A 23,808-nucleotide genomic window follows, 5' to 3' on the forward strand; every position below is an offset into this window, starting at 1 on the left:
CGTTATTTTTTTTCGTCCCAAAAATTAATTCGCATTACAATAGAAACCGTTTGCGCTAAACTAGCGCGAAAATTAATGGATGTAAGTTAGTGGTACAACTAACGAATTTTGAAATATCAAATAAAAGCAATATAAAACAACAACATAAATAGAGTTAAGCTTTGTTATTTTGCAATCATTAGACAAAATAGTTTAGGGGCAAAATCACCAACCATAACAGCAGTTTTTGTTTTGGCTTAAATTGGTCTACAAAATTCCTTCCTCAAAAATTCACTATCGTAAATTCATAACTGGAGAGGCTATTATGCCGTCAACCACTGGTGCTGCGTTTTTTAGTAACTTTTTGGGTAACTCCCCAAAATGGTACAAATACGCAATATTATCGTTTCTTGTAATAAATCCCCTTTTATTCTTTTTAGTCAGTCCGTTCGTTGCCGGGTGGGTATTAGTAATAGAATTTATTTTTACCTTAGCTATGGCATTGAAGTGCTACCCGCTTCAGCCTGGTGGTTTACTAGCAATACAGGCTGTCATGATTGGTATGACTTCCCCAACACAGGTACTGCATGAGATAGAAGCAAACTTAGAAGTTTTATTACTACTCATATTTATGGTTGCTGGTATTTACTTCATGAAGCAGTTGCTTCTTTTTGTATTCACCAAAATGATCACTAAAGTACGCTCTAAAATTATTGTTTCATTGATGTTTTGCGTATCTTCCGCTTTCCTTTCCGCATTTTTAGACGCTTTAACTGTTATTGCCGTCATCATTGCGGTCGCAGTCGGGTTCTACTCTATTTATCATAAAGTTGCCTCAGGCAAAGACTTTAGCTGTGACAAAGAGCATGACCATACTTCAGAAGAGCGTGAACAACTTAACGATGAAGAACTTGAAGCTTTCCGTGGTTTTCTACGTAACTTGCTGATGCATTCAGGTGTTGGTACAGCACTTGGTGGTGTATGTACTATGGTTGGTGAACCACAAAACTTGATCATTGCAGCGCAAGCGCACTGGCAGTTTAGTGAGTTTTTCCTTCGCATGTCACCAGTCACTATGCCTGTGTTTATTGCTGGTATTACAACCTGTTTCTTGGTCGAGAAATTTAAATTATTCAGCTATGGTGCACAATTACCAGATGCTGTTCATAAAATTCTAAGTGACTATTCAGATTACGAAGATCAAAATCGTACTAAAGCGGATAAAGTGAAGTTACTTGTTCAAGCATTGGTAGGGGTTTGGCTAGTTATTGGTCTTGCATTCCATTTAGCTTCTGTCGGACTGATTGGTTTATCTGTGATTATTTTAACCACAGCATTTAATGGCGTTACAGATGAACATGCATTGGGTAAAGCATTTGAAGAAGCCTTACCCTTTACAGCACTATTAGCCGTGTTTTTTGCTGTTGTCGGCGTAATCATTGACCAACACTTATTCGCGCCAGTGATTCAATGGGCATTAAGCTTTGAAGGAAACGCGCAACTGGTTATCTTCTATATTGCCAATGGATTACTGTCCATGGTGAGTGATAACGTCTTTGTCGGAACAGTTTATATTAACGAAGTTAAAGCCGCTCTTATCAATGGTCAAATCACCCGCGATCAATTTGACTTACTTGCCGTTGCAATTAACACAGGTACTAATCTACCTTCAGTGGCAACACCAAACGGCCAAGCCGCATTCTTGTTCTTATTAACGTCTGCATTAGCGCCATTAGTTAGATTGTCATACGGCCGTATGGTTTGGATGGCTTTGCCTTATACGATTGTGTTATCTATCGTCGGTATTATTGCAATTGAATCAGGTTTCTTAACCGATATGACGCAATACTATTATGATAATCAAATCATTATTCACCATTCAGCTAAAGATATTGGTGGAATTTCGGTTGGACATTAATGCCAATTTGAATTAAGTTTGACCTGAAAACACCCTCAATCGAGGGTGTTTTTTTATCGTCATAAATCGACAGGAGATTGATTTGACTGGTTTACAGGAATTTACTCGTTCGCGTACTGCATGGCTAATGCTACTTACATCCGCAATAGGCCTAGAAGCAGCTGCACTATTCTTTCAGTACGTAATGGAATTAGACCCTTGTGTCATGTGTATCTATGTACGTGTAGCTGTATTAGGGTTAATCATTGCAGGAATTGTAGGCGCCTTAGCACCTAAATTCTGGTTAACTCGCTTTCTTGGTCTCATTGGTTGGGGAGTCAGCGGCGTGTGGGGCTTATCGTTATCGCTTGAGTTAAATGAATTACAAGTTAATCCATCACCATTTTCTACTTGTTCGTTTTTCCCAGAGTTTCCAACTTGGATGCCATTAGATCAGTGGCTGCCTTCGGTCTTTTCTCCTACGGGTATGTGTAGTGATGATCCTTGGACATTTTTGTCAGTGAGTATGGCGCAGTGGATGGTTGTCACTTTTGTTATCTATTTACTCGTTCTGGCGGTGATGTTATTTCCAGCAATAAAACCATTAAAGCGCAGCTAACACCACGAAGTTGATTCGTTTATAAAAAAAAAGCACTCAATCAGAGTGCTTTTTTTGTGGTCAATCGAACCTAACTTCACTTGTTCAACCCTTTTAGCGTTAATCTAGGTCTTTCAAGGGCCATAGAACAATATGGTCAAAAACATCTTTAACTCGTTTCTCGTTAATGGTTTTCCCCTTAACTGAGATACCCGCTGCGTGCATTGCCTCTTTTGAACCGGTTAATAATGGATGCCAAGAAGGAAGCTCCCTGCCATCGTGCAGACGCTTATAAGCACAAGAGTCAGGCAGCCAAGTTAATTCTGCAATATTATCGACGGTAATCGCTGTACAAGCTGGCACATATTTAAATCGTTCAGGATAATGACGACAGGCGCACGTATCGTCATCGAGTAGATGACAAGCAGCATCTGTGTAATACAGATCCTCGGTTTCATCATCAATTAACTTATTCAGACAACACTTACCACAACCATCGCACAATGATTCCCATTGCACGGTGGTAAGTTGGTTTAGCTTTTTTTCAACCCAAAAAGACATAATTCAATACGGTAATAACTTACAATTCCAGTATTGTATCATTATTTAATAGGAGGATTTTTGATTCGTTCAGATAGATAGGTCACAGTCAGTAAGAAATGTTCTTTCTTTGACCAAGCTTGCAGCAGTCGGAAATTATTATAAACCAGATACTCTCGGCCCTTCTCGCCATCAGGCATTAAGAAAGACACTTGCATGTCATCACGTTTAGGTAAATCATTGCCGTTGTATCGACGAACGCCCAACTCTTGCCACTCATTAAATGTTTGAGTGTGGTCAGCACCAATCAGATACTGCGGAACTGGATTAACTGAACTAACTTGTCTTCCCCAAGTTTCATCGTTTTTCCATCCGGTATCTTTAAGCATTGCAGCTGCAGTAGCAAAAGCGTCAAATTGGTTGTTCCAAATGTCTTTGTTTCCATCTCCATTGCCATCTTGGGCATAGGCTAGATATTGAGATGGCATTAACTGCATATGGCCCATAGCACCTGTTGAGGAACCAATTAATTGCTCATAGGTAACTTGTTGGCTATCGATGATTTGCAGCGCTGCGATAAACTCATCGATGTAAAACTGTTCTTTTACACCTGAATAAGCGTTAGAAGCAGTGACAGATAAAATAGGAAAATTCCCCTTCTGTTCACCAAATTCTGAAGTCATTCCCCATAAGGCGACGAGAAAACGAGGCTGAACACCGTAACGGTCACCCAGCGTAATTAACGCATCTTCTTGTTCTTTAAACATTGCCCTAGCAGTGCTGACTGTTATTTCAGGTGCATTTTGTGGAATATAACTCTCTAGATTAATGCTCTTATCAGCGCCGTTAACAGTGGCTCGTTTAAACACTTTTATTTTCGAAAAGTGTTTATTAATAGTATTTTGTGAAACACCAGCCTGTATTGCTTTGTCTTTTAATGAAGCTAAATAATCATCGAAAGTAACGGTTTGCTGTGCATGAGCAATGTTAAAAGTAATCAGAGAGATGACTACTGATGAAATGATCTTCCCAATCATAAAATGTCCTAAGTTAACTCATTACTGCTGTTTTTGTTCTTATTAACTAAACGTTAACACATTTGTGTTAACGTCGAAATACTAAAATTGATAACTGTATTAAAAACAAGCTATTGTAAATTTTATATCATTTAAAAAAACGCTTTTCAGACCAATAAACTATCACTGTAATAACAGGCGACGCTAGTCTTTTATCCCTAAACTTTTTCTGTGTTCATCTAACAAATTCGTGACAGGAGGCGGGATTTGTAAATAAAAGCCTTTATCAGCTAATTCTGATTTGACCTTCTCAATATCAGCCATCGCTAACTCAGTGCGTTTGGATAAAGGCACCATCATAACCAATTGGGGAGTGCCAAACATTTGCATTAATGCTTCAGGTACAGCGTCAAAAACATCACGTTTTTCAACGAATAAGTAAGTATCAATTTTTCGGCTGCTTTTATATACTGCGCATATCATTTTGAAGTTAAATTCCTATGTTTCTTGCTTGATAGTCAACAACGCACACTATAACATGGACAGTCATAATTTAATTGCAAATCAGTTCACACACTGAAATTTTTGGAGATTAACGCCTGGATGGCCACACAAAGTCTTGAGCTCAAAGCGACCTCTTTTACACTTTCAGTTCTTCATATCAATACACACGATATAAGTGCGGTAGCTGCTGATTTAGACAGAAAGCTATCTCAAGCACCGCAATTCTTTATCGGCGCACCATTAATTTTAAATTTAAGTGCGATAGAACAACACGACGTTAATCTTGCTACATTAAAACAACTTCTTACTGATAACCAATTAATCATCGTTGGTGTAACATCTGCAAACGATGATATTAGTAAACAAGCAAAATCGTTAGGCCTTGCAGTCGTTAAATCGGGCAAACAAGCCAAGAATATGCCAGCCCCAACCAAAGAAACCAAAATCATTAAACAAAATGTACGTTCAGGGCAGCAAATTTATGCAAAAAATGCTGACTTAATCATTTTTGGTGCGGTTGGTAATGGCGCAGAAGTGATTGCGGATGGTAGCATTCATATATATGGCGCTTTACGAGGTAAAGCAATGGCGGGAGCTTCAGGTGATCGCAATAGCATCATCATAGCCAATAGCCTTGACGCCGAATTAGTATCAATTGCTGGACAATATTGGCTAGCAGAACATTTGCAGCAGCATTGTAGCGATCAACGCGGTTGTGTTCGTCTTAATGACGAAACACTCATGGTTGAATCATTGCCTCAATAGTTGGCAACATAAAAGGATATAATAACAAATGGCACAAATCATTGTTGTCACATCAGGTAAAGGTGGCGTAGGTAAAACAACTTCAAGTGCAGCTATTGCGACAGGTTTAGCACTTAAAGGAAAAAAGACTGTTGTTATCGATTTCGATATCGGTTTACGTAACCTTGATTTAATTATGGGTTGTGAGCGCAGAGTTGTTTATGACTTCGTCAACGTTATCAACGGTGAAGCTAATCTCAATCAAGCACTAATTAAAGATAAACGTTGTGATAAGCTATTTATTTTACCAGCGTCACAAACCCGTGATAAAGATGCACTGACTAAAGAAGGTGTAGGCGGAGTGCTTGATGAACTCAGCAAAGACTTTGACTATATTGTTTGTGACTCACCAGCGGGTATTGAACAAGGTGCAATGATGGCCTTGTATTTTGCAGACATTGCTATTGTAACGACTAACCCAGAAGTGAGCTCTGTACGAGATTCAGACCGTATTCTTGGTATGTTACAAAGTCGCTCTCGTCGTGCAGAACAAAATCTTGAACCAATTCAAGAGTTTTTATTATTAACTCGCTATTCACCTGCTAGAGTTAAAACAGGTGAAATGTTAAGTGTCGAAGACGTATCAGAAATTTTAGCCATTAAATTAGTCGGTGTAATTCCTGAATCACAAGCAGTATTAAAAGCATCAAACTCTGGTATTCCAGTCATTAACGATGAAGAAAGTGATGCAGGTTTAGCGTACGCTGACACTGTGGCGCGTTTACTTGGTGATGAAGTACCATTTCGTTTTCTGACAGAAGAGAAAAAGGGATTCTTAAAAAGGATATTTGGTAGCTAACTATGTCTATACTTGATTATTTTAGAAGCAATAAAAAAACCAACACTGCGGTGACAGCCAAAGAGCGCCTGCAAATTATCGTTGCTCATCAACGTGGTGAACGTGATGCGCCTGATTACTTCCCAAAAATGAAACAAGAGATCATTGAAGTTATTCGCAAATACGTTCATATCTCTGAGGATCAGGTATCAGTTCAGCTTGACCAAAATGATGACAAGCTGTCGGTACTTGAGTTAAACGTCACCTTACCTGATGGCAAATAACGTTTTTCAGGTCATAGCTTACTAAGCTGAACCTCACTATAAAAAAGCCAAGATTAACACGTATCTTGGCTTTTTTAATATCGTTAACTCAATAGCCTTGCTGACGATATAAAAGTTCCTTTCGTGTTAACCAAACTTTATTTCTTCTAGACTATCTTTAATGATGCTCGCTCGCCAGCCGGTTAATAATAATGGCGTATCTGTTTGTTTTTTATGATAGAGCCACAGTAAAAATTCATGAATGAGACGTTTAGAGCCAATAAACTCAATCGCGACATCATGTTGCTCAGCCAGTTGCGTGAGGATCACTTTAACTTCTTTAAATGAGGCTTTATAACCATTTTTAAGGGCTATCACGTCCACAGCTTCTGGTAAGTTTTCTAAATCTGCTGTTTGAAGCAGTTTGATGATCTCTTTACCATGGAAACGCTTTTCATGATCGGTTAAGTCATTTAATTGATTCAACTCGACTACCGTTTTCGGCTGTTTTTTTGCTAAAGCAATCAAGGCATGATCTTTAATGATAAAGCCAAGTGCAGAATCTTTCTTTAATGCTTTTTGTAAACGCCAAGTGGCCAATACTTTCAAGTAAGCCAATTGTTTTGGGAATAACTGAAACGCATTTTTCACCTTTAAATAAGCAAACTCTTCATCAGGTGGCGTTAAACGCCCTTCTGTCATCCGCTCACCCTCTTCCAGCAACCAATCCATGCGGCTGGCTTGATTAACTTTTTCAAGTAATTGTTGGTAAAGGTTATATAAATAGTAAACGTCATTCGCGGCATATTGTAATTGTGCATCGGTTAACGGACGTTTCATCCAATCAGTTCGTGACTCGCCTTTATCAATCTCAATGTCTAAAAACATATTAACTAATTTTGCGTAACCAACCCCATGTCCCAAACCACATAAGCTAGCGGCAATTTGGCTATCAAATAAAGGACTTGGCTGACATTGTCCGTAACGTGCGAACACTTCTAAATCTTCACTACAAGAATGCACAAGTTTAGTAATTGAAGTATTTGTTAATAACTCCCAAAAACACGATAAATCAGGTAGAGCAACGGGATCGATTAGCGCCAATGTTTTGCCATCATAGGCTTGAATAAGACCCAACTTTGCGTAGTAGGTTCTTGTTCTTACGAATTCAGTGTCTAAGACCAGTAATTCACTTTGTTGATATTGTGCCACTAACGCTTCTAAACTTGCTTGGTCACTAATGTATTCGAACGATAACAAAATTCACTCCAGTATTAACTTATCGCCAATGAAAGGTCTAAATAGGATGCATTAAAAAGCCGGCAACTGCCGGCTTTACTTTACGCTGATTTAACTTCGTCTCGAAGCTCTCGTCGTAAAATCTTACCTACATTGGATTTTGGTAACTCATCTCTGAATTCTACCAGCTTTGGTACCTTATATCCTGTTAAATGATGACGACAATGTTTAATAATATCGCTATCAGTTAAGCTGTTATCTTTTGCGACGACAAATACTTTAACTAATTCACCGCTGGCTTCATTTGGAACACCAACAGCCGCAACCTCAATGACTTTAGGATGCAGTGCAATGACATCTTCAACTTCATTTGGAAATACATTAAAACCTGATACCAAAATCATGTCTTTTTTACGGTCAACAATGAAAAAGAATCCTTTTTCATCCATATAACCAATATCACCAGTCGCTAGCCAACCGTCTTTGTCGATGACTTTTGCAGTTTCCTCTGGACGCTGCCAGTAGCCTTGCATAACTTGCGGGCCTTTCGCAAATAGCTCACCAGTTTCACCTTGGGCTAATACATTACCTTCATCATCACGCACTTGTATGTCAGTTGACGGCGCAGGGAAACCAATCGATCCGTTATAACCATCAAGGTTATAAGGACAACACGTCACCAGTGGCGATGCTTCAGTTAACCCATAACCTTCAAGTAATCGTGTCTTAGTAATGCTTTGCCATTTGTCAGCAACGGCTTTTTGTACGGCCATTCCGCCGCCAATAGAAAGCTTTAAGCGGCTGAAATCAAGACTATTGAAGTCTTCATCATTAACTAAGGCGTTGAATAACGTGTTAACCCCTGTCAGCGCTGTAAAAGGATACTTCTTTAACTCGCCAACGAACGCAGGTAAATCACGAGGGTTAGTAATTAATAAGTTTTTACTGCCTTTATGTAAAAACAGCAGACAGTTAACTGTGAGTGCGAAGATGTGATAAAGCGGCAATGCAGTAACGACAAATTCGGTACCATCTTTCAAAGCTGGCGAATAAGCACCATTGGCTTGCAAAACATTACTCACAACGTTTTTATGACTCAACATCGCGCCTTTTGAAACACCCGTAGTACCACCGGTATATTGCAAGAAAGACAAATCGTCTGGTGAAATCTCAGGTTTTACGTATTGTAAACGACGGCCTTTACTTAAAGACTGCCTAAAAGACAATGCATGGGGCAAGTTGTATTTAGGCACCATCTTCTTGATGTACTTAACCACGAAGTTGACTAAGGTTCTTTTTGGTGCACTCAGTTGATCACCTAACCCAGTGATGATCACCGATTCAACAGGCGTTTCTGAAACTACTTCTTCCAATGTTCGTGCAAAATTCGACACAACGACAATGGCTTTAGCACCAGAATCAACTAACTGATGTTTTAATTCTCTTGGGGTATATAGAGGGTTAACATTAACCACGACCATGCCCGCACGTAATACACCAAATAATGCAATTGGGTATTGCAGTAAATTAGGCATCATCAAGGCGACTCTGTCGCCTTTTTCTAACTTGAGTTCATTTTGTAAATAGGCTGCAAATGCACGACTTCTTTCTTCTAACTTCCTATAAGTCAGTGTCGCCCCCATATTGATAAACGCAGGTTGGTCAGCATATTTAGCTACCGCAGATTCAAACATATCGACAAGGGTTGAAAATTGCGCTGAGTCAATTTCTGCCGGTACGTGTTCTGGTAAATTATTAATCCAAGGCTGGTCCACAAAATTCTCCTATTTATCCTGACCATTGCTAAGAAGACGGGCTTCAATTTTTACAAGGTCGAAGATCACTGCACTTAAAACTAGCTGATATTTTTATTATTGTTATGAGTTGCAGTAAAAACGTTATTGATAGTTATTATTCTTGAGCCGCAAAAAATCATACGACCGTTTTAATTCAGACCATAATCACATAAATAAATTAAAAATCCTAGTGATTTTAAAACAAAGAAAGCTTAATTTAGAATAAATATTCTAATCGTGTTAGCAACTTGTGCTGCGCTTCCCATATGTAAATGGTGATCGCCTTTAATCTGCACATTCGTAAGCTGTGTAAACCACAGCTTAGCTTGCGGTATTGCTAATTTTAACTGTTTATAGCCCTCTTCGGCTAATATTAATAAACAAGGGGTATCACTGACGCTCATTAAAACATCAACCTGTTCAAAGGTTAATCTATAAGGAGAATCCAGTTTCAAACGAGGATCACTTTTCCAACAATATTGATGATCTTTGATTTCAAGATTTCGCTTTATAATTAACTCACACCACTCAGGATCCATACCAGTGAGTTTATGACGGGCATTTACGGCCCGCTCAAGCGTTAAGTTTGATGAAGACTCAGGTTGTTTCTGCCCCTGAATCCCAGCTTGATTGAATCTGATATGCTGCTGAAAGCTTCGATTAACTCTTGCTTTAGATTTCGACACATCTTCAAATAATGGCGATAAAGCTTCAATTAATATGAGTTGCTTTAAGCTATCAGGGAAAGCCGCATTATAAGCTGCCGCAACTATCCCACCTAAAGAGTGTCCGATAACGGTTACAGGCTGGTCTTGCTTAAGTAATAAAACGAGTTCGTGTAAATCGTAGAGGTAATCAATCCAATGCAATGGATATTGCCCTGGACGATGTTGAGATAAGCCATGACCAGGCCAATCGACGGCAATAATTTGATAATCTGTAAATACTTGCTGCTCAGATAGCGCATTAACTAACGGTACGAAGCTGTCGGCATTATCTAACCAACCATGTAAAGCCAGTAAAACGGGTTTATTACTACTTCCATATCGCTTTGCTGCTAAACGAATATGAGCCAATTGAAAATCGACATCTTCAAATTCTAATGCCGCATCAATTGGCTCATTCATCATTATCTTCTTTATCAGTTATAGCGTGGTTATTTCGCTTTTTTAACAAATTTTAAAGTCATACGATCACTTTCACCAATCGCGAGATATTTATCTTTGTCCTGATCTTCAAGGGCTAAACGTGGCGGTAATGTCCAAACACCTTTTGGATAATCTTTTGTATCCTTAGGGTTGGCATTCACTTCCGATGACGCCGCTAATGTAAAGCCGACTTTTTCAGCCAGTGCAATCATTTCAGCCTGATCCATATAGCCGCTATCAAATGACATACCAGGGTTTGCACGATGTTCAACCACACCAAAAACGCCGCCATCTTTTAGTACATTAAAAGAAGCTGTAAAAGCATTTTCAAGTTGTTTCTGGCCAGCCCAATTATGTAAGTTACGGAATGTTAATACATAGTCAGCACTGTTATCTTCACCTAAAACAACAGATGCAGGTGGCTGAAAAGTCACCGTTTTAGCATTACCTACAGCATCTTTGTTATCAGCTAACCAGCTTTGAAACTTTTTACCTGCTTTAGCGTAATATTGAGTGCGCTTAGTATCTTCTTTTGGATTGGTTTCAAAAATACCACCAATGTACTGACCTTTTTCTGCAAGGTAAGGTGCCAAGATTTCGGCATACCAACCGCCGCCAGGCCAAAGCTCAATAACGGTATCATCCGCTTGAACACCTAAAAAAGCTAAGGTTTCAGCAGGATGACGATATCCATCACGGGCTGAATTTTTTTCGCTTCTGAAGCTACTTGCTACAGCTTCTGCGAGTTGAGGGTTAACTTTAACAGCTTGTGCTTTGTCACTTGTTGAATGACCGTGATCATGTGCAACCACATTTGTACTGATGGTCGATAGACCAATCGAACTTAAACCTAACATTGTGGTTAACAATAACGTACGTTTCATTGTCTTCTCCCTGAAGAAATTGTTTTAAAAAACAGCAACTGATACGGCAAAAATTGCTAAGTTGATCACTCTAAACTGTTTCTGGCTTTTTGTCGTCTACTCTTCGCCAACACATCCATAACATAGTGCAGCTAAACACTAACCAGATTATTACCCAAAGCCAAGCTGGTAGCCATGTTAACTGTGATAGCTTAGCCGCATCTCCTTGAGTTGATAAACCAAAAAGAATTGTCGGGCTCGCCATAGCATTAAGCACAATCATCAAACCCAGTGTTCGTAACAAACTGTTAAGCCATGCAAAATTATTAAATTTAAGCGGCATTAGAAACACAACGGCTAACGAAATTAAAATGAATATGGTTAATAAATCTCTCGCCCAGAAAATTAATGATGCGAGGACTGTTGTACCAAGAATGCCTAAGGTAAATTTAATGCCCGCTCGCCAAGTCGCCAATAAGAAGATGATATACCCCCACAGCGCAGCACCGAAATAGCCACTAAAAGTGATGAAAGGAGCAAAGCCACCTTGGGTAAAACATAAGCCCGCACCATTCGGAAATAGTTGAATTTGAGTGACAATGCCACCACTGGCTATAGCCGCTAATCCGTGGGAAATCTCATGAAAATAGCTTTCAAACCATTTAAAAGGAATACTGATAATAGGCAGTTTAGTAATCAGAAAAGCAATCAGTAGTTCAAAAAAGAAAAGCCCTTTAGAAGGAATAGCAGATAAGCGAGCAGGCTTAGGATCATGCATATAAATCAATACCCACCATTTGTTGAATTTGCTCTCGTTGAGCAGCATGTTGGTTTAATAAGTATTCTTTAATCGCACCTTCACTTCCTTGAACATGCTGTTGCTGTGATGCGTTAAAATGCGTTTGCTTGTCGTACTGCAGTTTTGCATCGACGGCATCGTTAATAACAGATTGCTCAACAAAGACAACGTGCGCATTAGTCGGTTCAACTGCCTTGGTCAAGGTTTCTTGTTTTGCCGCAGAAGTATGATTCACTTCAGAGACTTGGCGAGAACGAGTTAACCTATCAACTGTCGATTGCTGATTACTTACCGCTTGGTTATTTTGACTATTATTATCAGCAATCTTGTTTGTGTCAGTTCTTAATGTAAATGGATTATAAGAAGACAAAGGCTGAATTGATGATTGCATTGTATGAAGCAAATTGTCCTCCTATTTAACTAAACACATATTTAACCACACACATACTTAACTACATTATTAGAAAGCTAATATTAAACCTATATTTAGCTAATACTAAGCTAATAATAAGCCAAGAGTTAAACACAAACTCATCAAGCAAATAAAGCTAATCTATTATTCGCGCCCTGGTAATTTTTTCCAAGTCACCGTATCACGCAAATACACGGGAGCAAGCTCATCCACAGGAGTCGATAAACCTTGCTTATATCCCAATTGCGCAAGTGTTAACATCGCTTTGGCATCGGGTAATTTAATATCACTCATTTGTGTAGAATCAAGATTTGACAATAAATCAGGATATGCATCAAACCCAGTGCCACACAGTGTGATCGTTTGCTCAGTATCTAACAGTATATTTACTTGCTCTGGAGTAGATACATGTTCTTCGCCAACTAACGTTGCAATACCATCTGAATTAGTAAACTGTCCCCAGTATATTTCATTCATTCTTGCATCAATGGCTACAAATACTTGTTTAGCACTGTCAGCGTCAATAGCCATTTGTGCCATTGCTGCCAAAGTAGAAATACCGATAACAGGTATATCATGTCCTAGTGCTAAGCCTTGAGTCATACTTGTACAGATTCGAATTCCAGTAAAACTACCTGGCCCACGCCCATATGCAATCAAGTTTACATCTGCAATCTTAATATTTGCTTCTTTCAATACTTCATCAACCATTGGCAATAAACGCTGGCTATGTTCTCTTGGTGCATTTGCTGAACGACAATGTAAATCTTGGTTATGCAACAGCGCTGCTGAGCAAGATTCTGTGCAAGTGTCTAATGCAAGTATTGTTAAATCTGAATCAATGTGAGCCATGTAAGACGTGTTAACCCTAGAGTAATTCGGTAAATAATGGTCGCTATAATAACTTATGGGATACTTTTTAAAAAGCGTAACGCAGTATCTAAATCACGAGTCCTGCTCATTGGCGGTAATGAATTGATGAATGCTTCGCCATAGGGTCTATTTACAATACGGTTGTCACACAGTATTAATACCCCTCTGTCTTTCTCGTCCCTAATGAGACGACCCACACCTTGCTTTAAGCTAATAACGGCTTGCGGTAATGATATAGACGTAAAAGGATCGTTATGACTTCTCTCAGCGTTTGCCGCTCTAGCGCGATATAACGTGTCATCAGGAGAAACAAAAGGTAATTTGTCGATGATTACGCAGCTAAGTAACCGCCCTCTCACATCAATACCTTCCCAAAAGCTACTTGTCCCCAGCAATACACCATTACCGAGTTGGCGAAATTTATTTAACAAGCTTTGCTTACTCGCCTGTCCTTGTACCAACAAAGGATAATTCACTTTACGTTGAAGCATTATCGCAACTTGCTGCAGCATATGATGACTGGTGAATAAAATAAAAGTCCGTCCTTGAGCTGCATTAATTGCTTGAGTACAGACATCTACGAGTTGATTAACATTAGCTTCAGTTTGACCAGACTTAGCAAGATGTCTTGGCACACAAAATAATGCTTGGTTTGGATAATCAAACGGACTATCTAAGATAATTTGCTTTGCTTTACCCAGCCCCAACTCGTCAGCAAAATGTTTAAGCTGTCGGTTCACTTGTAACGTCGCCGAGGTAAAAACCCATTGAGTTTGTTTATCAAACAATTGCTGACATTGCTTTGCGATATTAATCGGTGCAATTCTTAACATAGTAAATCGACCACTAGGTTCAACACTGTAAGCGGCATTTTGATCATTACATTCAAAGTACAATTGAAGCTGTGCAACGATTGAAGATAGTTGACCTACTACATTATCTAACGTTTCACTGCGGCCAACATGTTCTGTTGTCACAGCAAGCAACGTCGTCAGTTCATTCAATAAATCCCAAGATTGTGTGGCTAAATCTTTATTTGAAATAACGTGGCGCCAATCTGTGACATCCCCCTCAAGCAATGCATTTTGCCAACGAGATAACTTCACTAATAGTCGTTGACTCAGCTGCTCCAATTGAATGCTGTCTCTTAGCTCTGTTCGATACACATCAATAATTTGATTTAGCACTCTGTCGATATCACGCGTCGCAATTTGTTGGCCAAAATAGTTAATGCAAACATCAGGAACCAAGTGAGCTTCATCAAAAACGACGACATCGGCTTCTGGTAATAATTCTGCAAATCCTGTGTCTTTTAGTAATCGGTCGGCAAAGAATAAATGATGATTAACCACAACAATTTTCGCATCTTGCGCTTTAACCTTGGCTTTACGACTAAAACAGGCATCGTAATAACTGCACTTTTTACCAGTGCAGCTTTCTTTGGTGCTGGTGACTGTGGCAATGGTGGCCGAATGTTCTGCTACTGAGGTTAAGTTACCAATATCACCATCTTTGGTCATACTAGCCCATTGATTTATCTTGATCAGCTCATCAACCACTTGCGGTGACATTTGACTTATTTTTTGTAAGTTCTTTTCCAACCTAAGCTGACATAAGTAATTACTGCGACCTTTTAGTAGCGCCGTTTTGGGCGCGACAGAAAACATGGTTAATAATAGTGGTAAGTCTTTGAAAAAAAGCTGTTCTTGCAGGTTTTTACTCCCTGTACTAATGATCACTTGCTTACCACTTAATAATGCAGGGATCAGATAAGCAAACGTTTTACCTACACCTGTTCCTGCTTCTAAAATTAAATTGTGTTTATCACTGATGGCACTCGTCACAGCCAAAGCCATGTCGTACTGACTTTGCCTTGGACGATATTGATGAACACTTTTTGCTAAAGCGCCCTGAGGAGAAAAAGCCAAGTCGACTTCTTTGCGTAATTTGCTGCTCACTATGATGCTTAATCTTGCCTTTTTAGTGGAAAAAACAAATAACCGTACTCGGTCATCTATCAAGCTTTTCATTATCCAATGATTTACAACAGTAAACAATGAAATAAAGTTTCTTTGAGTTAAGGCTCATCATTGATGATTTCGACGATAAACATTGATTTATCTGAATTAAACACCTTACTTGTATATACAAACAGAGCAAAAATAAGCCTAAAAATCATACTGATATAAGATATATTTTTTATTTAGCAAAAAAATGCAAATAGTGTTTATTCTGTATTGCAAACAAAATTAAAAGGGGTTAGATTGTTTGTAATGAAATTACACAAGCTAGTTTAATAGAGAATTTATTATGTTCATCCGAATCAATACAAACCATCATCATCACCATTTGCGGTAGCCTTCGGATGCTTACTGCCGGAGGACTATTTCCTTCAGGCGGTTGTAAAAACATACACAAACCCCTGAAAGAAATTTCAGGGGTTTTTTAGTTTTAGGCTTTAAATAATTGTTTTTATATCAAATTTAATAGGAAATACATCATGAGCGAAAATAACAGACTGCGTATTGCAATTCAAAAATCAGGTCGCCTTTCAAAAGAATCACAAAAATTACTTAAAAGTTGTGGCGTAAAGTTCAACGTAAACGAACAACGTTTAATTGTACACGCTGACAACATGCCAATCGATTTACTGCGTGTACGTGATGATGATATCCCTGGCTTAGTTATGGATGGTGTCGTTGATTTAGGTATTATTGGCGAGAATGTTCTTGAAGAAGAACAAATAGAACGTCAAACACTTGGTAAGCCAGCTGACTGTGTAAAATTACGTGAATTAGATTTCGGAGCATGTCGTCTTTCACTCGCTGTTCCAAATGAATTTAGCTATGAAGATGCAAGCTCACTAGAAGGTTTACGTATTGCGACTTCTTATCCAAACCTTCTACGTCGTTACATGCAACAAAAAGGCATTAACTATAGCGACTGTATGTTAAAAGGTTCGGTTGAAGTTGCCCCACGTGCAGGATTAGCTGACGGTATTTGTGATTTAGTTTCAACAGGTGCAACTCTTGAAGCGAATGGTTTATACGAAACAGATATCATCTATCAATCAATGGCATGCATTATTCAATCAGCTGAGGAACAAGTACCAGCAAAACAAGCACTCATCGATAAAATCCTTTCACGCATGAACGGCGTCGTACGAGCTCGTGAAAGCAAGTACATTCTACTACACGCACCAAGAGAAACTCTTGATCAAATCGTTGCACTATTACCGGGTGCTGAAAACCCAACCGTATTACCACTCAATGATGATACTGATCGGGTCGCAATCCATGCCGTTAGCACTGAAGATTTATTCTGGGACACAATGGAAGAATTAACCGCACTGGGTGCGAGTTCAATCCTTGTTATGCCTATCGAAAAAATGGCCGGTTAACTAACACATTTGTCGTAGTGGAGCTGCATATGCAAACACAGCAAACAATGCAAATTCTAGATTGGAATGAATTAAGTTCAACAAAGCAACAAACTGCGCTAAATCGCTCGCCATTAGTTGGTGACAATAGTGTTGAGCGTTCAGTTAGAGACATCATCAACACCGTTGTGGCTGATGGTGACAGCGCTTTAGTCAAATATAGTCAGCAGTTCGATGGGGTTAGTATCGACTCCATTGCTATGTCTGATGATGATATCTCACTAGCTTGTACCAGAGTATCTGAAGAGGTTAAGTCTGCTGTTGCTAATGCCGTGAATAATATTGAAACGTTTCACCAAGCACAAACATTCCAAGCAATTGATGTAGAAACGCAACCCGGTGTTCGCTGTGAGCTTCGCTCTGAGCCAATTCAGAAAGTCGGTTTATACATACCAGGCGGCAGTGCGCCGCTAATTTCTACGGTAATGATGCTGGCTTTACCAGCTAAAATTGCAGGCTGTGAGCAACGTGTTTTAGTCAGTCCTCCACCAATTAATAACGCAATTGTTTATGCTGCAAAGGTCTGTGGCATCACAGAAATTTATCAGGTTGGTGGTGCACAAGCTATCGCTGCCCTCGCCTTTGGTACTGAATCGGTGCCAAGTGTTGATAAAATCTTCGGCCCCGGTAATCGCTTTGTCACTGAAGCTAAACGTTTAGTTTCACAAGATGGCCGCTGCAGCGTCGCAATTGATATGCCAGCTGGCCCTTCGGAAGTGCTTGTCATTGCAGACGAACTCGCAAATCCAGCCTTTATCGCGGCTGATTTGTTATCCCAAGCAGAACATGGGCCTGATTCACAGGTTATGTTAGTCACAGATTCTGAATCAGTGGCTAATGAAGTCAACCGAGAGCTCAGTAAGCAACTTAACGTCTTATCTCGACAAGATATAGCCGCACAAGCACTCAGTTGCAGCCGGTCTATCATTGTTGATGATATGTCTCAAGCAGCCATGGTATCTAACCTTTATGGTCCTGAGCACTTAATCATACAATCTGAAAAACCTCGTGATGTATTAACCAATATTCGAGCCGCAGGTAGTGTTTTTCTAGGGGCATATACGCCAGAATCAGTTGGCGATTACGCGAGTGGAACCAACCATGTATTACCAACTTACGGATATAGTCGCAGCGTTTCTAGTTTGTCATTAGCTGATTTTTCTCGCCGATTTACCGTACAAGAATTAACTCCACAAGGCTTACAAGGTCTTGGCGAAACAGTCATGGTACTAGCAGAAAATGAGTTACTTGATGCTCATAAAAATGCCGTAGCCATTCGCTTAAATAGCTTATAAAGAGTAAAGATAGATGACAAATAACAGTGAATCCTCATCAAAATCTGCGCTAACGTTAGCAGAATCGTTAGCTAGACCAGAGCTGTTAAGCCTTGTTCCCTATGAAAGTGCGAGACGCATTGGTGGTCGCGGCGATATTTGGATAAACGCCAATGAGTCGCCTTTTAATAATAGCGATTTAGATACATTAAATCGTTACCCTGAATGTCAGCCTGAGCCATTAATTAATGCTTACAGTCAATATGCTAAGGTGCCTGTTGAAAATATCGTTTCAACTCGTGGTGCTGATGAGGGGATTGAGCTACTTATTAGAACCTTCTGTACCCCAGGCGTTGATAAAATAGCTTGCTTTGGGCCGACTTACGGTATGTATGCGATCAGCGCACAAACATACAATGTAGGTGTCAACAATTTAAACCTAACTGATAGCTATCAACTCCCAGAAAATTATGCCTCGCAAATTGATGGCGCAAAAGTCGTCTTTATTTGCAACCCCAATAATCCAACTGGCACGATTATTCAAAAGCAGGATATTACAGCGGCCGTTGAAGCTATGCCAAATGCCATTGTGGTGGTTGATGAAGCATATATTGAGTTTTCTCCGCAATACTCAGTGGCTGACTTAGTGACTCAGTATCCTAACCTGGTCGTGTTAAGAACCCTTTCAAAAGCATTTGCATTAGCAGGATCTCGCTGCGGTTTTTTAATGGCCAACAGCGATATTATCAGTTTAATTATGCGGGTTATTGCGCCTTACCCAGTGCCTCTTCCCGTTGCAGAATTAGCGCAAAAAGCACTGTCGATAACGGGTATTGAGTTAATGCAGCAGCAAGTTGCACAGCTCAGCACTCAAGGGCAGAGATTATCCAATGCGCTGCAACAAGCTGGCGCTAAAGTATTACCTGCCCACGGTAATTTTGTATTAGCTGAATTTACTCAACCTGATACGGTCAGTAACGCTTTGCAGCAAGCTGGGATAGTTGCACGGGCTTATAAAGACCCACGTTTACAAAGTCGAATTCGATTTAGTTTTAGCCATGCATCTGACACAGACAGACTCATCGATGCAATCAACAGCCTAAACTCACCCGTTTGATAGATATTACCCAATTTAAAGAATAAAAATATTTTGAAGGAAAAGAGATGAAACAAAACATTTTATTTATCGACAGAGATGGCACCTTAGTTGAGGAACCAGCAATTGATAAGCAGTTAGATAGACTTGATAAGCTAGTGTTTGAACCACAAGTCATTCCTTCTTTACTGAAACTACAAAAAGCGGGTTACCGTTTAGTGATGGTGTCCAACCAAGATGGTTTAGGCACAGATTCATTCCCACAAGCAGACTTTGACGCACCGCACAATATGATGATGCAAATCTTTGAAAGCCAAGGTGTCAAATTTGATGATGTCGTCATTTGCCCACACTTTGACGCTGATAATTGCAGTTGTCGTAAGCCTAAATTAGGCTTGGTCAAAGAGTACTTAACACAAGGTAAAGTCGATTTTACGACCTCGGCGGTTATTGGTGATCGTTATACTGATGTAGAACTTGCAAGTGCTATGGGGATCCGTAGTTTTCAATATCAACGTGAAACACTCGATTGGGCTGCCATTACAGATGCAATCTTAAATCAAGGCCGTATCAGTGAAGTTGTTCGCACAACAAAAGAGACGGATATTAAAGTTAATATTAACCTTGATGATACTAGCAAAGGCAAAATTGATACAGGTATTGGCTTTTTTGACCACATGCTAGATCAAATTCAAACTCACGGAAATTTCAGAATGGATGTGACTGTTGATGGCGATTTAGAAATAGACGATCACCACAGCGTTGAAGATACCGCCTTAGCCATAGGCGACGCATTACGCCAAGCACTAGGCGATAAACGTGGTATTGCCCGTTTCGGCTTCAGTCTGCCTATGGATGAAGCAAATGGAGAGTGTTTAATGGATATTTCTGGTCGTCCATTTATTAAATTCAATGCTCAGTTCGATCGTGAAATGGTCGGTGAAATGGCCACTGAAATGGTGCCACACTTTTTCCGCTCATTTGCCGATGGCCTGCGTTGTACGTTACACATCAGCACCGATGGCGATAATGATCACCACAAAGTTGAAGCGCTATTCAAAGTTTTAGGCCGCACGTTACGCCAAGCAGTAAAAGTCGAAGGTGATTTGCTGCCTTCAAGTAAAGGTGTACTGTAAGGAGCGCAATTCATGTCAGATAACAACACAACCGTCATTCTTGATACTGGCTGTGCCAACCTAAGCTCGGTACGATTTGCATTTGAGCGCCTAAACGCTGATGTCATTGTATCTGCTGACCATCAAGTGATTAAGTCCGCCGCAAGAGTCGTTTTGCCTGGTGTCGGCACTGCTGGCGCGGCGATGGATGCGCTTGTGAGCCGTGATCTAGTGTCCATTATTAACAACCTAACCCAACCTGTCATGGGGGTATGTTTAGGGATGCAAATGCTCACGGAGAAATCCAATGAGCACGGTGGGCGCACAGAACAAGACATAACCTGCTTGGGATTAATTCCTACTCAAATTAATGAATTAGACAGCCAAGGCTTGCCATTACCACACATGGGCTGGAACCAAATAACAGTATCTGACCATCCGTTATTTAAAGGGATTGAAGACGGTAGTTATGTGTATTTTGTCCATAGCTTTAAGGCGCCACTCAGTCAGTACACCATCGCATCATCACAATACGGTGAAGCATTTAGTGCCGCCATCGCAAAAGATAACTTTTTTGGTGTGCAATTTCACCCAGAAAAAAGTGCAGCAATAGGCTCGCAGATATTACAAAATTTCCTAAATATGGGGAACCAAACATGATCATTCCAGCAATTGATTTAATCGACGGCCAAGTGGTGCGTTTATATCAAGGCGACTACCAACAAAAAACGACTTTTGATTTAAGTCCATTAGCTCAACTTCAGTCTTATGAATCCCAAGGAGCTAAGCTACTTCATATCGTAGATTTAACAGGTGCTAAGGATCCCGAAAAGCGCCAAATAGCATTGATTTCACAATTGGTTGCAGGCTTAAACACCGATATCCAAGTCGGCGGCGGGATCCGTAGTGAGCAGCAAGTAAAAGAATTATTAGATAGTGGCGTTAAACGTGTCGTCATTGGTTCATTAGCAGTCAAAGAGCCCGAATTGGTAAAAAGCTGGTTTGTAAAATACGGCAGTGATGCCATTTGTTTAGCGTTAGATGTCAATATTAACGAGCAAGGCGAAAAAATTGTCGCAGTGTCAGGCTGGCAAACTGGCGGTGGTAAGTCGTTAGAATCATTAGTGTCAGAATACAGCACCGTTGGACTTAAACATGCATTGGTCACCGATATTAGCCGTGATGGTACTTTACAAGGCGCTAATACAGTTCTTTATGCTGAGCTTGCAAGTAAATACCCAAACATTACTTGGCAAGCCTCTGGCGGAATAGCAAGCCTTGATGATGTCGCGGCGGTAAGAGACAGTAACGCCAATGGTATTATCATTGGTAAAGCATTACTGATAAATAATTTTACCGTTGAGGAGGCAATCACATGTTGGCCAAACGCCTAGTCCCCTGCCTCGATGTTCGTGATGGACAAGTCGTAAAAGGGGTTCAATTTCGTAACCATGAAATCATTGGTGATATTGAACCATTAGCAGCAAGATATGCGGCAGAAGGTGCTGATGAGTTAGTGTTTTATGATATTACCGCCAGCGCCCATGATAGAGTGATTGATAAGTCTTGGGTAAGTCGAGTCGCAGCGCAAATCGATATTCCTTTTTGCGTCGCTGGTGGAATTAAAACCATCGAACAAGCACGACAAATGTTAGCTTATGGTGCCGATAAAATTTCAATTAACTCACCAGCACTCAGCGACCCGAGTTTAATTTCACGATTACAGGATGAATTTGGCCGCCAATGCATCGTGATTGGTATTGACTCATTCTATGATGACGAATCAGATAGCTACAAAGTAAAGCAATTTACTGGTGACGAAGCTGCAACTAAAGATACGCAATGGTTTACTCAAGATTGGGTTGAAGAAGTTCAAACTAGAGGTTGTGGCGAAATTGTACTGAACGTCATGAACCAAGATGGCGTGCGAGGCGGTTATGATATTAAACAGCTCAGCATGGTAAGAGCAATTTGTGATGTCCCATTAATTGCTTCTGGCGGCGCTGGCACAATGGCACATTTCAAGGAAGTGTTTCAGCAAGCGAAAGTTGATGCTGCCCTAGCAGCCAGTGTGTTTCATAAGGGAATTATCGATATCGCTGAATTAAAGCAATATTTAGCCAATGAAAACATTGCGATTCGTATTTAACAGGCAAAGAAACTGAATAAGAAGTGAAACTGAATTATGACATTATCTGCAACTGTGACATTTGATACCTCAGCACTAGCATGGGATAAACAAAACGATTTATTACCAGCCGTGGTTCAAAACCACTTAACCGGTAAGGTGCTTATGCTCGGTTATATGAATAAAGCGGCATTAGAACATACCTTAGAAACAGGCAAAGTAACTTTTTTCAGTCGCTCAAAACAACGCCTATGGACTAAAGGTGAAACGTCAGGCAACACATTAGATTTAGTTGCCATTGATAAAGACTGTGACAATGACAGTTTACTGGTTCAGGTTATTCCAAATGGCCCTACCTGCCACACAGGAACTGAAAGCTGCTGGCCTAACGGCAATGCTCACAGCTTCATTGATAACCTCACCAATGTGATCATTTCTCGAAAAGGCCAAAGCGCAGATTCAAGCTACACGGCATCGCTTTTTGAACGTGGTACAAAAAGAATTGCACAAAAAGTTGGCGAAGAAGGATTAGAAACGGCGCTTGCTGCTGCAACACATGATAAAGAAGAGTTAATTAATGAAGCTTCGGATCTTATGTATCACTTAATTGTGCTACTTGAAGATCAACAATTATCCATGGCTGACGTTAATCAAAACCTAATGCAACGTCATTTAAACAGTCAATAGCGTTAATCTAAACCGACTATTTAAGCACATTGCATCCAATAAAAAAGGCACCAACTCGGTGCCTTTAATTTTTTACAAAAACTGATATCTATTTGATTACGCTTGGTCTTGCCAAAGCTTTTCATCATTTTGCATGTTATATAGGCTCTCAGCGCGAGACACCAATAAGTTAGCAAATTTAAGTTGGGTCTCATCGCGAGTTGCGCCAGACTTATGTAAGTTTTCAGCTTTAATTTGCCACATCATTGAAAAGTGACGAATCGCCTCACGCGCAGTACCAGCAACTTTTACATCGACATAGTCAGAAGGTAAATCGCCTGACATTACCCAAAAAGTTTGCTTGGTAGGTTGTTTCGATTCCATTTTCCAAATTGCTAAATATGGCACTAAATAGCGGCTTTCATCAGCAAGGACTTTTGACGGGATAACGCCTTTTTCGGCAAGGAATCGATTGGCTTTTTGAAATTGTGCTTGGACCCATTGTTGTCTTAATACTTCTGGATCTTGTTGTTCTGTTTTAGGCTCAGCCACTGATTCAGTCATTCTTTCTTCCTATTTTA

25 protein-coding genes are annotated in these 23,808 nt (G+C 40.0%); 13 read left to right on the plus strand and 12 right to left on the minus strand.

Going from position 1 to position 23,808, the window contains the following annotated elements:
- Positions 1-304 precede the first annotated feature (304 nt).
- Positions 305-1,897 carry a sodium/proton antiporter NhaB gene (gene nhaB, locus AB4128_RS03130; RefSeq protein WP_055023197.1) on the plus strand — a complete coding sequence of 531 codons (1,593 nt, stop codon included), beginning with the start codon at positions 305-307 and terminating at the stop codon, positions 1,895-1,897.
- Positions 1,898-1,979: 82 nt separating this feature from the next.
- A complete protein-coding gene (gene dsbB / locus AB4128_RS03135; RefSeq protein ID WP_372036773.1) occupies positions 1,980-2,495 on the plus strand; it encodes a disulfide bond formation protein DsbB in 516 nt (171 codons plus the stop codon).
- Between the two features lie 99 nt (positions 2,496-2,594).
- Here the strand turns inward: dsbB and AB4128_RS03140 are convergent, their stop codons facing one another.
- From AB4128_RS03140 to AB4128_RS03150, 3 genes are all read right to left on the minus strand, one after another.
- A complete protein-coding gene (locus AB4128_RS03140) occupies positions 2,595-3,035 on the minus strand; it encodes a YcgN family cysteine cluster protein (protein WP_055023198.1) in 441 nt (146 codons plus the stop codon).
- A gap of 41 nt (positions 3,036-3,076) precedes the next feature.
- On the minus strand, positions 3,077-4,051 hold the full coding sequence (locus AB4128_RS03145; RefSeq protein WP_055023199.1) for a lytic transglycosylase domain-containing protein: 975 nt from the start codon (positions 4,049-4,051) through the stop codon (positions 3,077-3,079).
- Between the two features lie 183 nt (positions 4,052-4,234).
- The gene (locus tag AB4128_RS03150; RefSeq protein ID WP_372036775.1) at positions 4,235-4,513 is read right to left on the minus strand and encodes a YcgL domain-containing protein; all 279 of its coding nucleotides are present in this window, start codon (positions 4,511-4,513) and stop codon (positions 4,235-4,237) included.
- A gap of 120 nt (positions 4,514-4,633) precedes the next feature.
- On the opposite strand from AB4128_RS03150, the gene minC reads away from it, so the two are divergent.
- The 3 genes from minC to minE are packed head-to-tail and all read left to right on the plus strand — an operon-like array spanning position 4,634 to position 6,400.
- The gene (gene minC, locus AB4128_RS03155; protein WP_372036776.1) at positions 4,634-5,299 is read left to right on the plus strand and encodes a septum site-determining protein MinC; all 666 of its coding nucleotides are present in this window, start codon (positions 4,634-4,636) and stop codon (positions 5,297-5,299) included.
- 28 nt (positions 5,300-5,327) lie between these two features.
- The gene (gene minD / locus AB4128_RS03160) at positions 5,328-6,137 is read left to right on the plus strand and encodes a septum site-determining protein MinD (RefSeq protein WP_055023202.1); all 810 of its coding nucleotides are present in this window, start codon (positions 5,328-5,330) and stop codon (positions 6,135-6,137) included.
- A 2-nt stretch (positions 6,138-6,139) separates the two neighbouring features.
- Positions 6,140-6,400 carry a cell division topological specificity factor MinE gene (gene minE, locus AB4128_RS03165; protein ID WP_055023203.1) on the plus strand — a complete coding sequence of 87 codons (261 nt, stop codon included), beginning with the start codon at positions 6,140-6,142 and terminating at the stop codon, positions 6,398-6,400.
- A 126-nt stretch (positions 6,401-6,526) separates the two neighbouring features.
- Here minE and rnd read toward each other — a convergent pair whose 3' ends face one another.
- The 8 genes from rnd to AB4128_RS03205 all read right to left on the minus strand — a co-directional run bounded on the left by rnd (position 6,527) and on the right by AB4128_RS03205 (position 15,467).
- Complete coding sequence (gene rnd / locus AB4128_RS03170) at positions 6,527-7,639, minus strand: ribonuclease D (RefSeq protein ID WP_372036778.1); 1,113 nt, start codon at positions 7,637-7,639, stop codon at positions 6,527-6,529.
- An 80-nt stretch (positions 7,640-7,719) separates the two neighbouring features.
- Positions 7,720-9,393, minus strand: coding sequence for a long-chain-fatty-acid--CoA ligase FadD (gene fadD, locus AB4128_RS03175; protein ID WP_372036779.1), 1,674 nt, complete (start codon positions 9,391-9,393; stop codon positions 7,720-7,722).
- Between the two features lie 233 nt (positions 9,394-9,626).
- Positions 9,627-10,541, minus strand: coding sequence for an alpha/beta fold hydrolase (locus tag AB4128_RS03180; protein WP_372036781.1), 915 nt, complete (start codon positions 10,539-10,541; stop codon positions 9,627-9,629).
- Positions 10,542-10,570: 29 nt separating this feature from the next.
- A complete protein-coding gene (locus AB4128_RS03185; protein WP_372036783.1) occupies positions 10,571-11,446 on the minus strand; it encodes a class I SAM-dependent methyltransferase in 876 nt (291 codons plus the stop codon).
- A gap of 70 nt (positions 11,447-11,516) precedes the next feature.
- Positions 11,517-12,203 carry a M50 family metallopeptidase gene (locus tag AB4128_RS03190; RefSeq protein ID WP_055023208.1) on the minus strand — a complete coding sequence of 229 codons (687 nt, stop codon included), beginning with the start codon at positions 12,201-12,203 and terminating at the stop codon, positions 11,517-11,519.
- Positions 12,196-12,627, minus strand: coding sequence for a hypothetical protein (locus tag AB4128_RS03195; RefSeq protein ID WP_372036785.1), 432 nt, complete (start codon positions 12,625-12,627; stop codon positions 12,196-12,198). The genes AB4128_RS03190 and AB4128_RS03195 overlap by 8 nt, the downstream gene beginning before the upstream one ends.
- Positions 12,628-12,780: 153 nt before the next feature.
- On the minus strand, positions 12,781-13,488 hold the full coding sequence (gene tsaB / locus AB4128_RS03200; RefSeq protein ID WP_119968580.1) for a tRNA (adenosine(37)-N6)-threonylcarbamoyltransferase complex dimerization subunit type 1 TsaB: 708 nt from the start codon (positions 13,486-13,488) through the stop codon (positions 12,781-12,783).
- 53 nt (positions 13,489-13,541) lie between these two features.
- Entirely contained in the window at positions 13,542-15,467 is a 1,926-nt protein-coding gene (locus AB4128_RS03205) for an ATP-dependent DNA helicase (RefSeq protein ID WP_372036787.1), read from the minus strand.
- A 542-nt stretch (positions 15,468-16,009) separates the two neighbouring features.
- On the opposite strand from AB4128_RS03205, the gene hisG reads away from it, so the two are divergent.
- From hisG to hisIE, 8 genes are read left to right on the plus strand one after another with little or no spacing between them, the layout of a single operon-like run.
- Positions 16,010-16,909 (plus strand): ATP phosphoribosyltransferase, encoded by a 900-nt coding sequence (hisG, locus tag AB4128_RS03210; protein ID WP_055023212.1) that lies wholly within the window; start codon positions 16,010-16,012, stop codon positions 16,907-16,909.
- A 47-nt stretch (positions 16,910-16,956) separates the two neighbouring features.
- The gene (gene hisD, locus AB4128_RS03215; RefSeq protein WP_372036972.1) at positions 16,957-18,243 is read left to right on the plus strand and encodes a histidinol dehydrogenase; all 1,287 of its coding nucleotides are present in this window, start codon (positions 16,957-16,959) and stop codon (positions 18,241-18,243) included.
- A 13-nt stretch (positions 18,244-18,256) separates the two neighbouring features.
- Positions 18,257-19,339, plus strand: coding sequence for a histidinol-phosphate transaminase (gene hisC, locus AB4128_RS03220; protein WP_372036790.1), 1,083 nt, complete (start codon positions 18,257-18,259; stop codon positions 19,337-19,339).
- 47 nt (positions 19,340-19,386) lie between these two features.
- A complete protein-coding gene (hisB, locus tag AB4128_RS03225) occupies positions 19,387-20,454 on the plus strand; it encodes a bifunctional histidinol-phosphatase/imidazoleglycerol-phosphate dehydratase HisB (protein WP_065107955.1) in 1,068 nt (355 codons plus the stop codon).
- A gap of 12 nt (positions 20,455-20,466) precedes the next feature.
- Complete coding sequence (gene hisH / locus AB4128_RS03230) at positions 20,467-21,093, plus strand: imidazole glycerol phosphate synthase subunit HisH (protein WP_055023215.1); 627 nt, start codon at positions 20,467-20,469, stop codon at positions 21,091-21,093.
- Positions 21,090-21,827 carry a 1-(5-phosphoribosyl)-5-[(5-phosphoribosylamino)methylideneamino]imidazole-4-carboxamide isomerase gene (gene hisA / locus AB4128_RS03235; RefSeq protein WP_055023216.1) on the plus strand — a complete coding sequence of 246 codons (738 nt, stop codon included), beginning with the start codon at positions 21,090-21,092 and terminating at the stop codon, positions 21,825-21,827. Before hisH ends, hisA begins: the two co-directional genes overlap by 4 nt.
- Positions 21,809-22,582: an imidazole glycerol phosphate synthase subunit HisF gene (gene hisF, locus AB4128_RS03240; RefSeq protein ID WP_192022793.1), complete on the plus strand. Its 774-nt coding sequence runs from the start codon at positions 21,809-21,811 to the stop codon at positions 22,580-22,582. Before hisA ends, hisF begins: the two co-directional genes overlap by 19 nt.
- A gap of 36 nt (positions 22,583-22,618) precedes the next feature.
- On the plus strand, positions 22,619-23,248 hold the full coding sequence (gene hisIE, locus AB4128_RS03245; RefSeq protein WP_055023218.1) for a bifunctional phosphoribosyl-AMP cyclohydrolase/phosphoribosyl-ATP diphosphatase HisIE: 630 nt from the start codon (positions 22,619-22,621) through the stop codon (positions 23,246-23,248).
- Between the two features lie 96 nt (positions 23,249-23,344).
- Here hisIE and AB4128_RS03250 read toward each other — a convergent pair whose 3' ends face one another.
- The gene (locus AB4128_RS03250; RefSeq protein ID WP_055023219.1) at positions 23,345-23,791 is read right to left on the minus strand and encodes a DUF4826 family protein; all 447 of its coding nucleotides are present in this window, start codon (positions 23,789-23,791) and stop codon (positions 23,345-23,347) included.
- Positions 23,792-23,808 lie beyond the last annotated feature (17 nt).

Origin of the sequence: Shewanella sp. 10N.286.52.A9 (assembly GCF_041468985.1) — a bacterium.
Classification (GTDB): domain Bacteria; phylum Pseudomonadota; class Gammaproteobacteria; order Enterobacterales; family Shewanellaceae; genus Shewanella; species Shewanella japonica.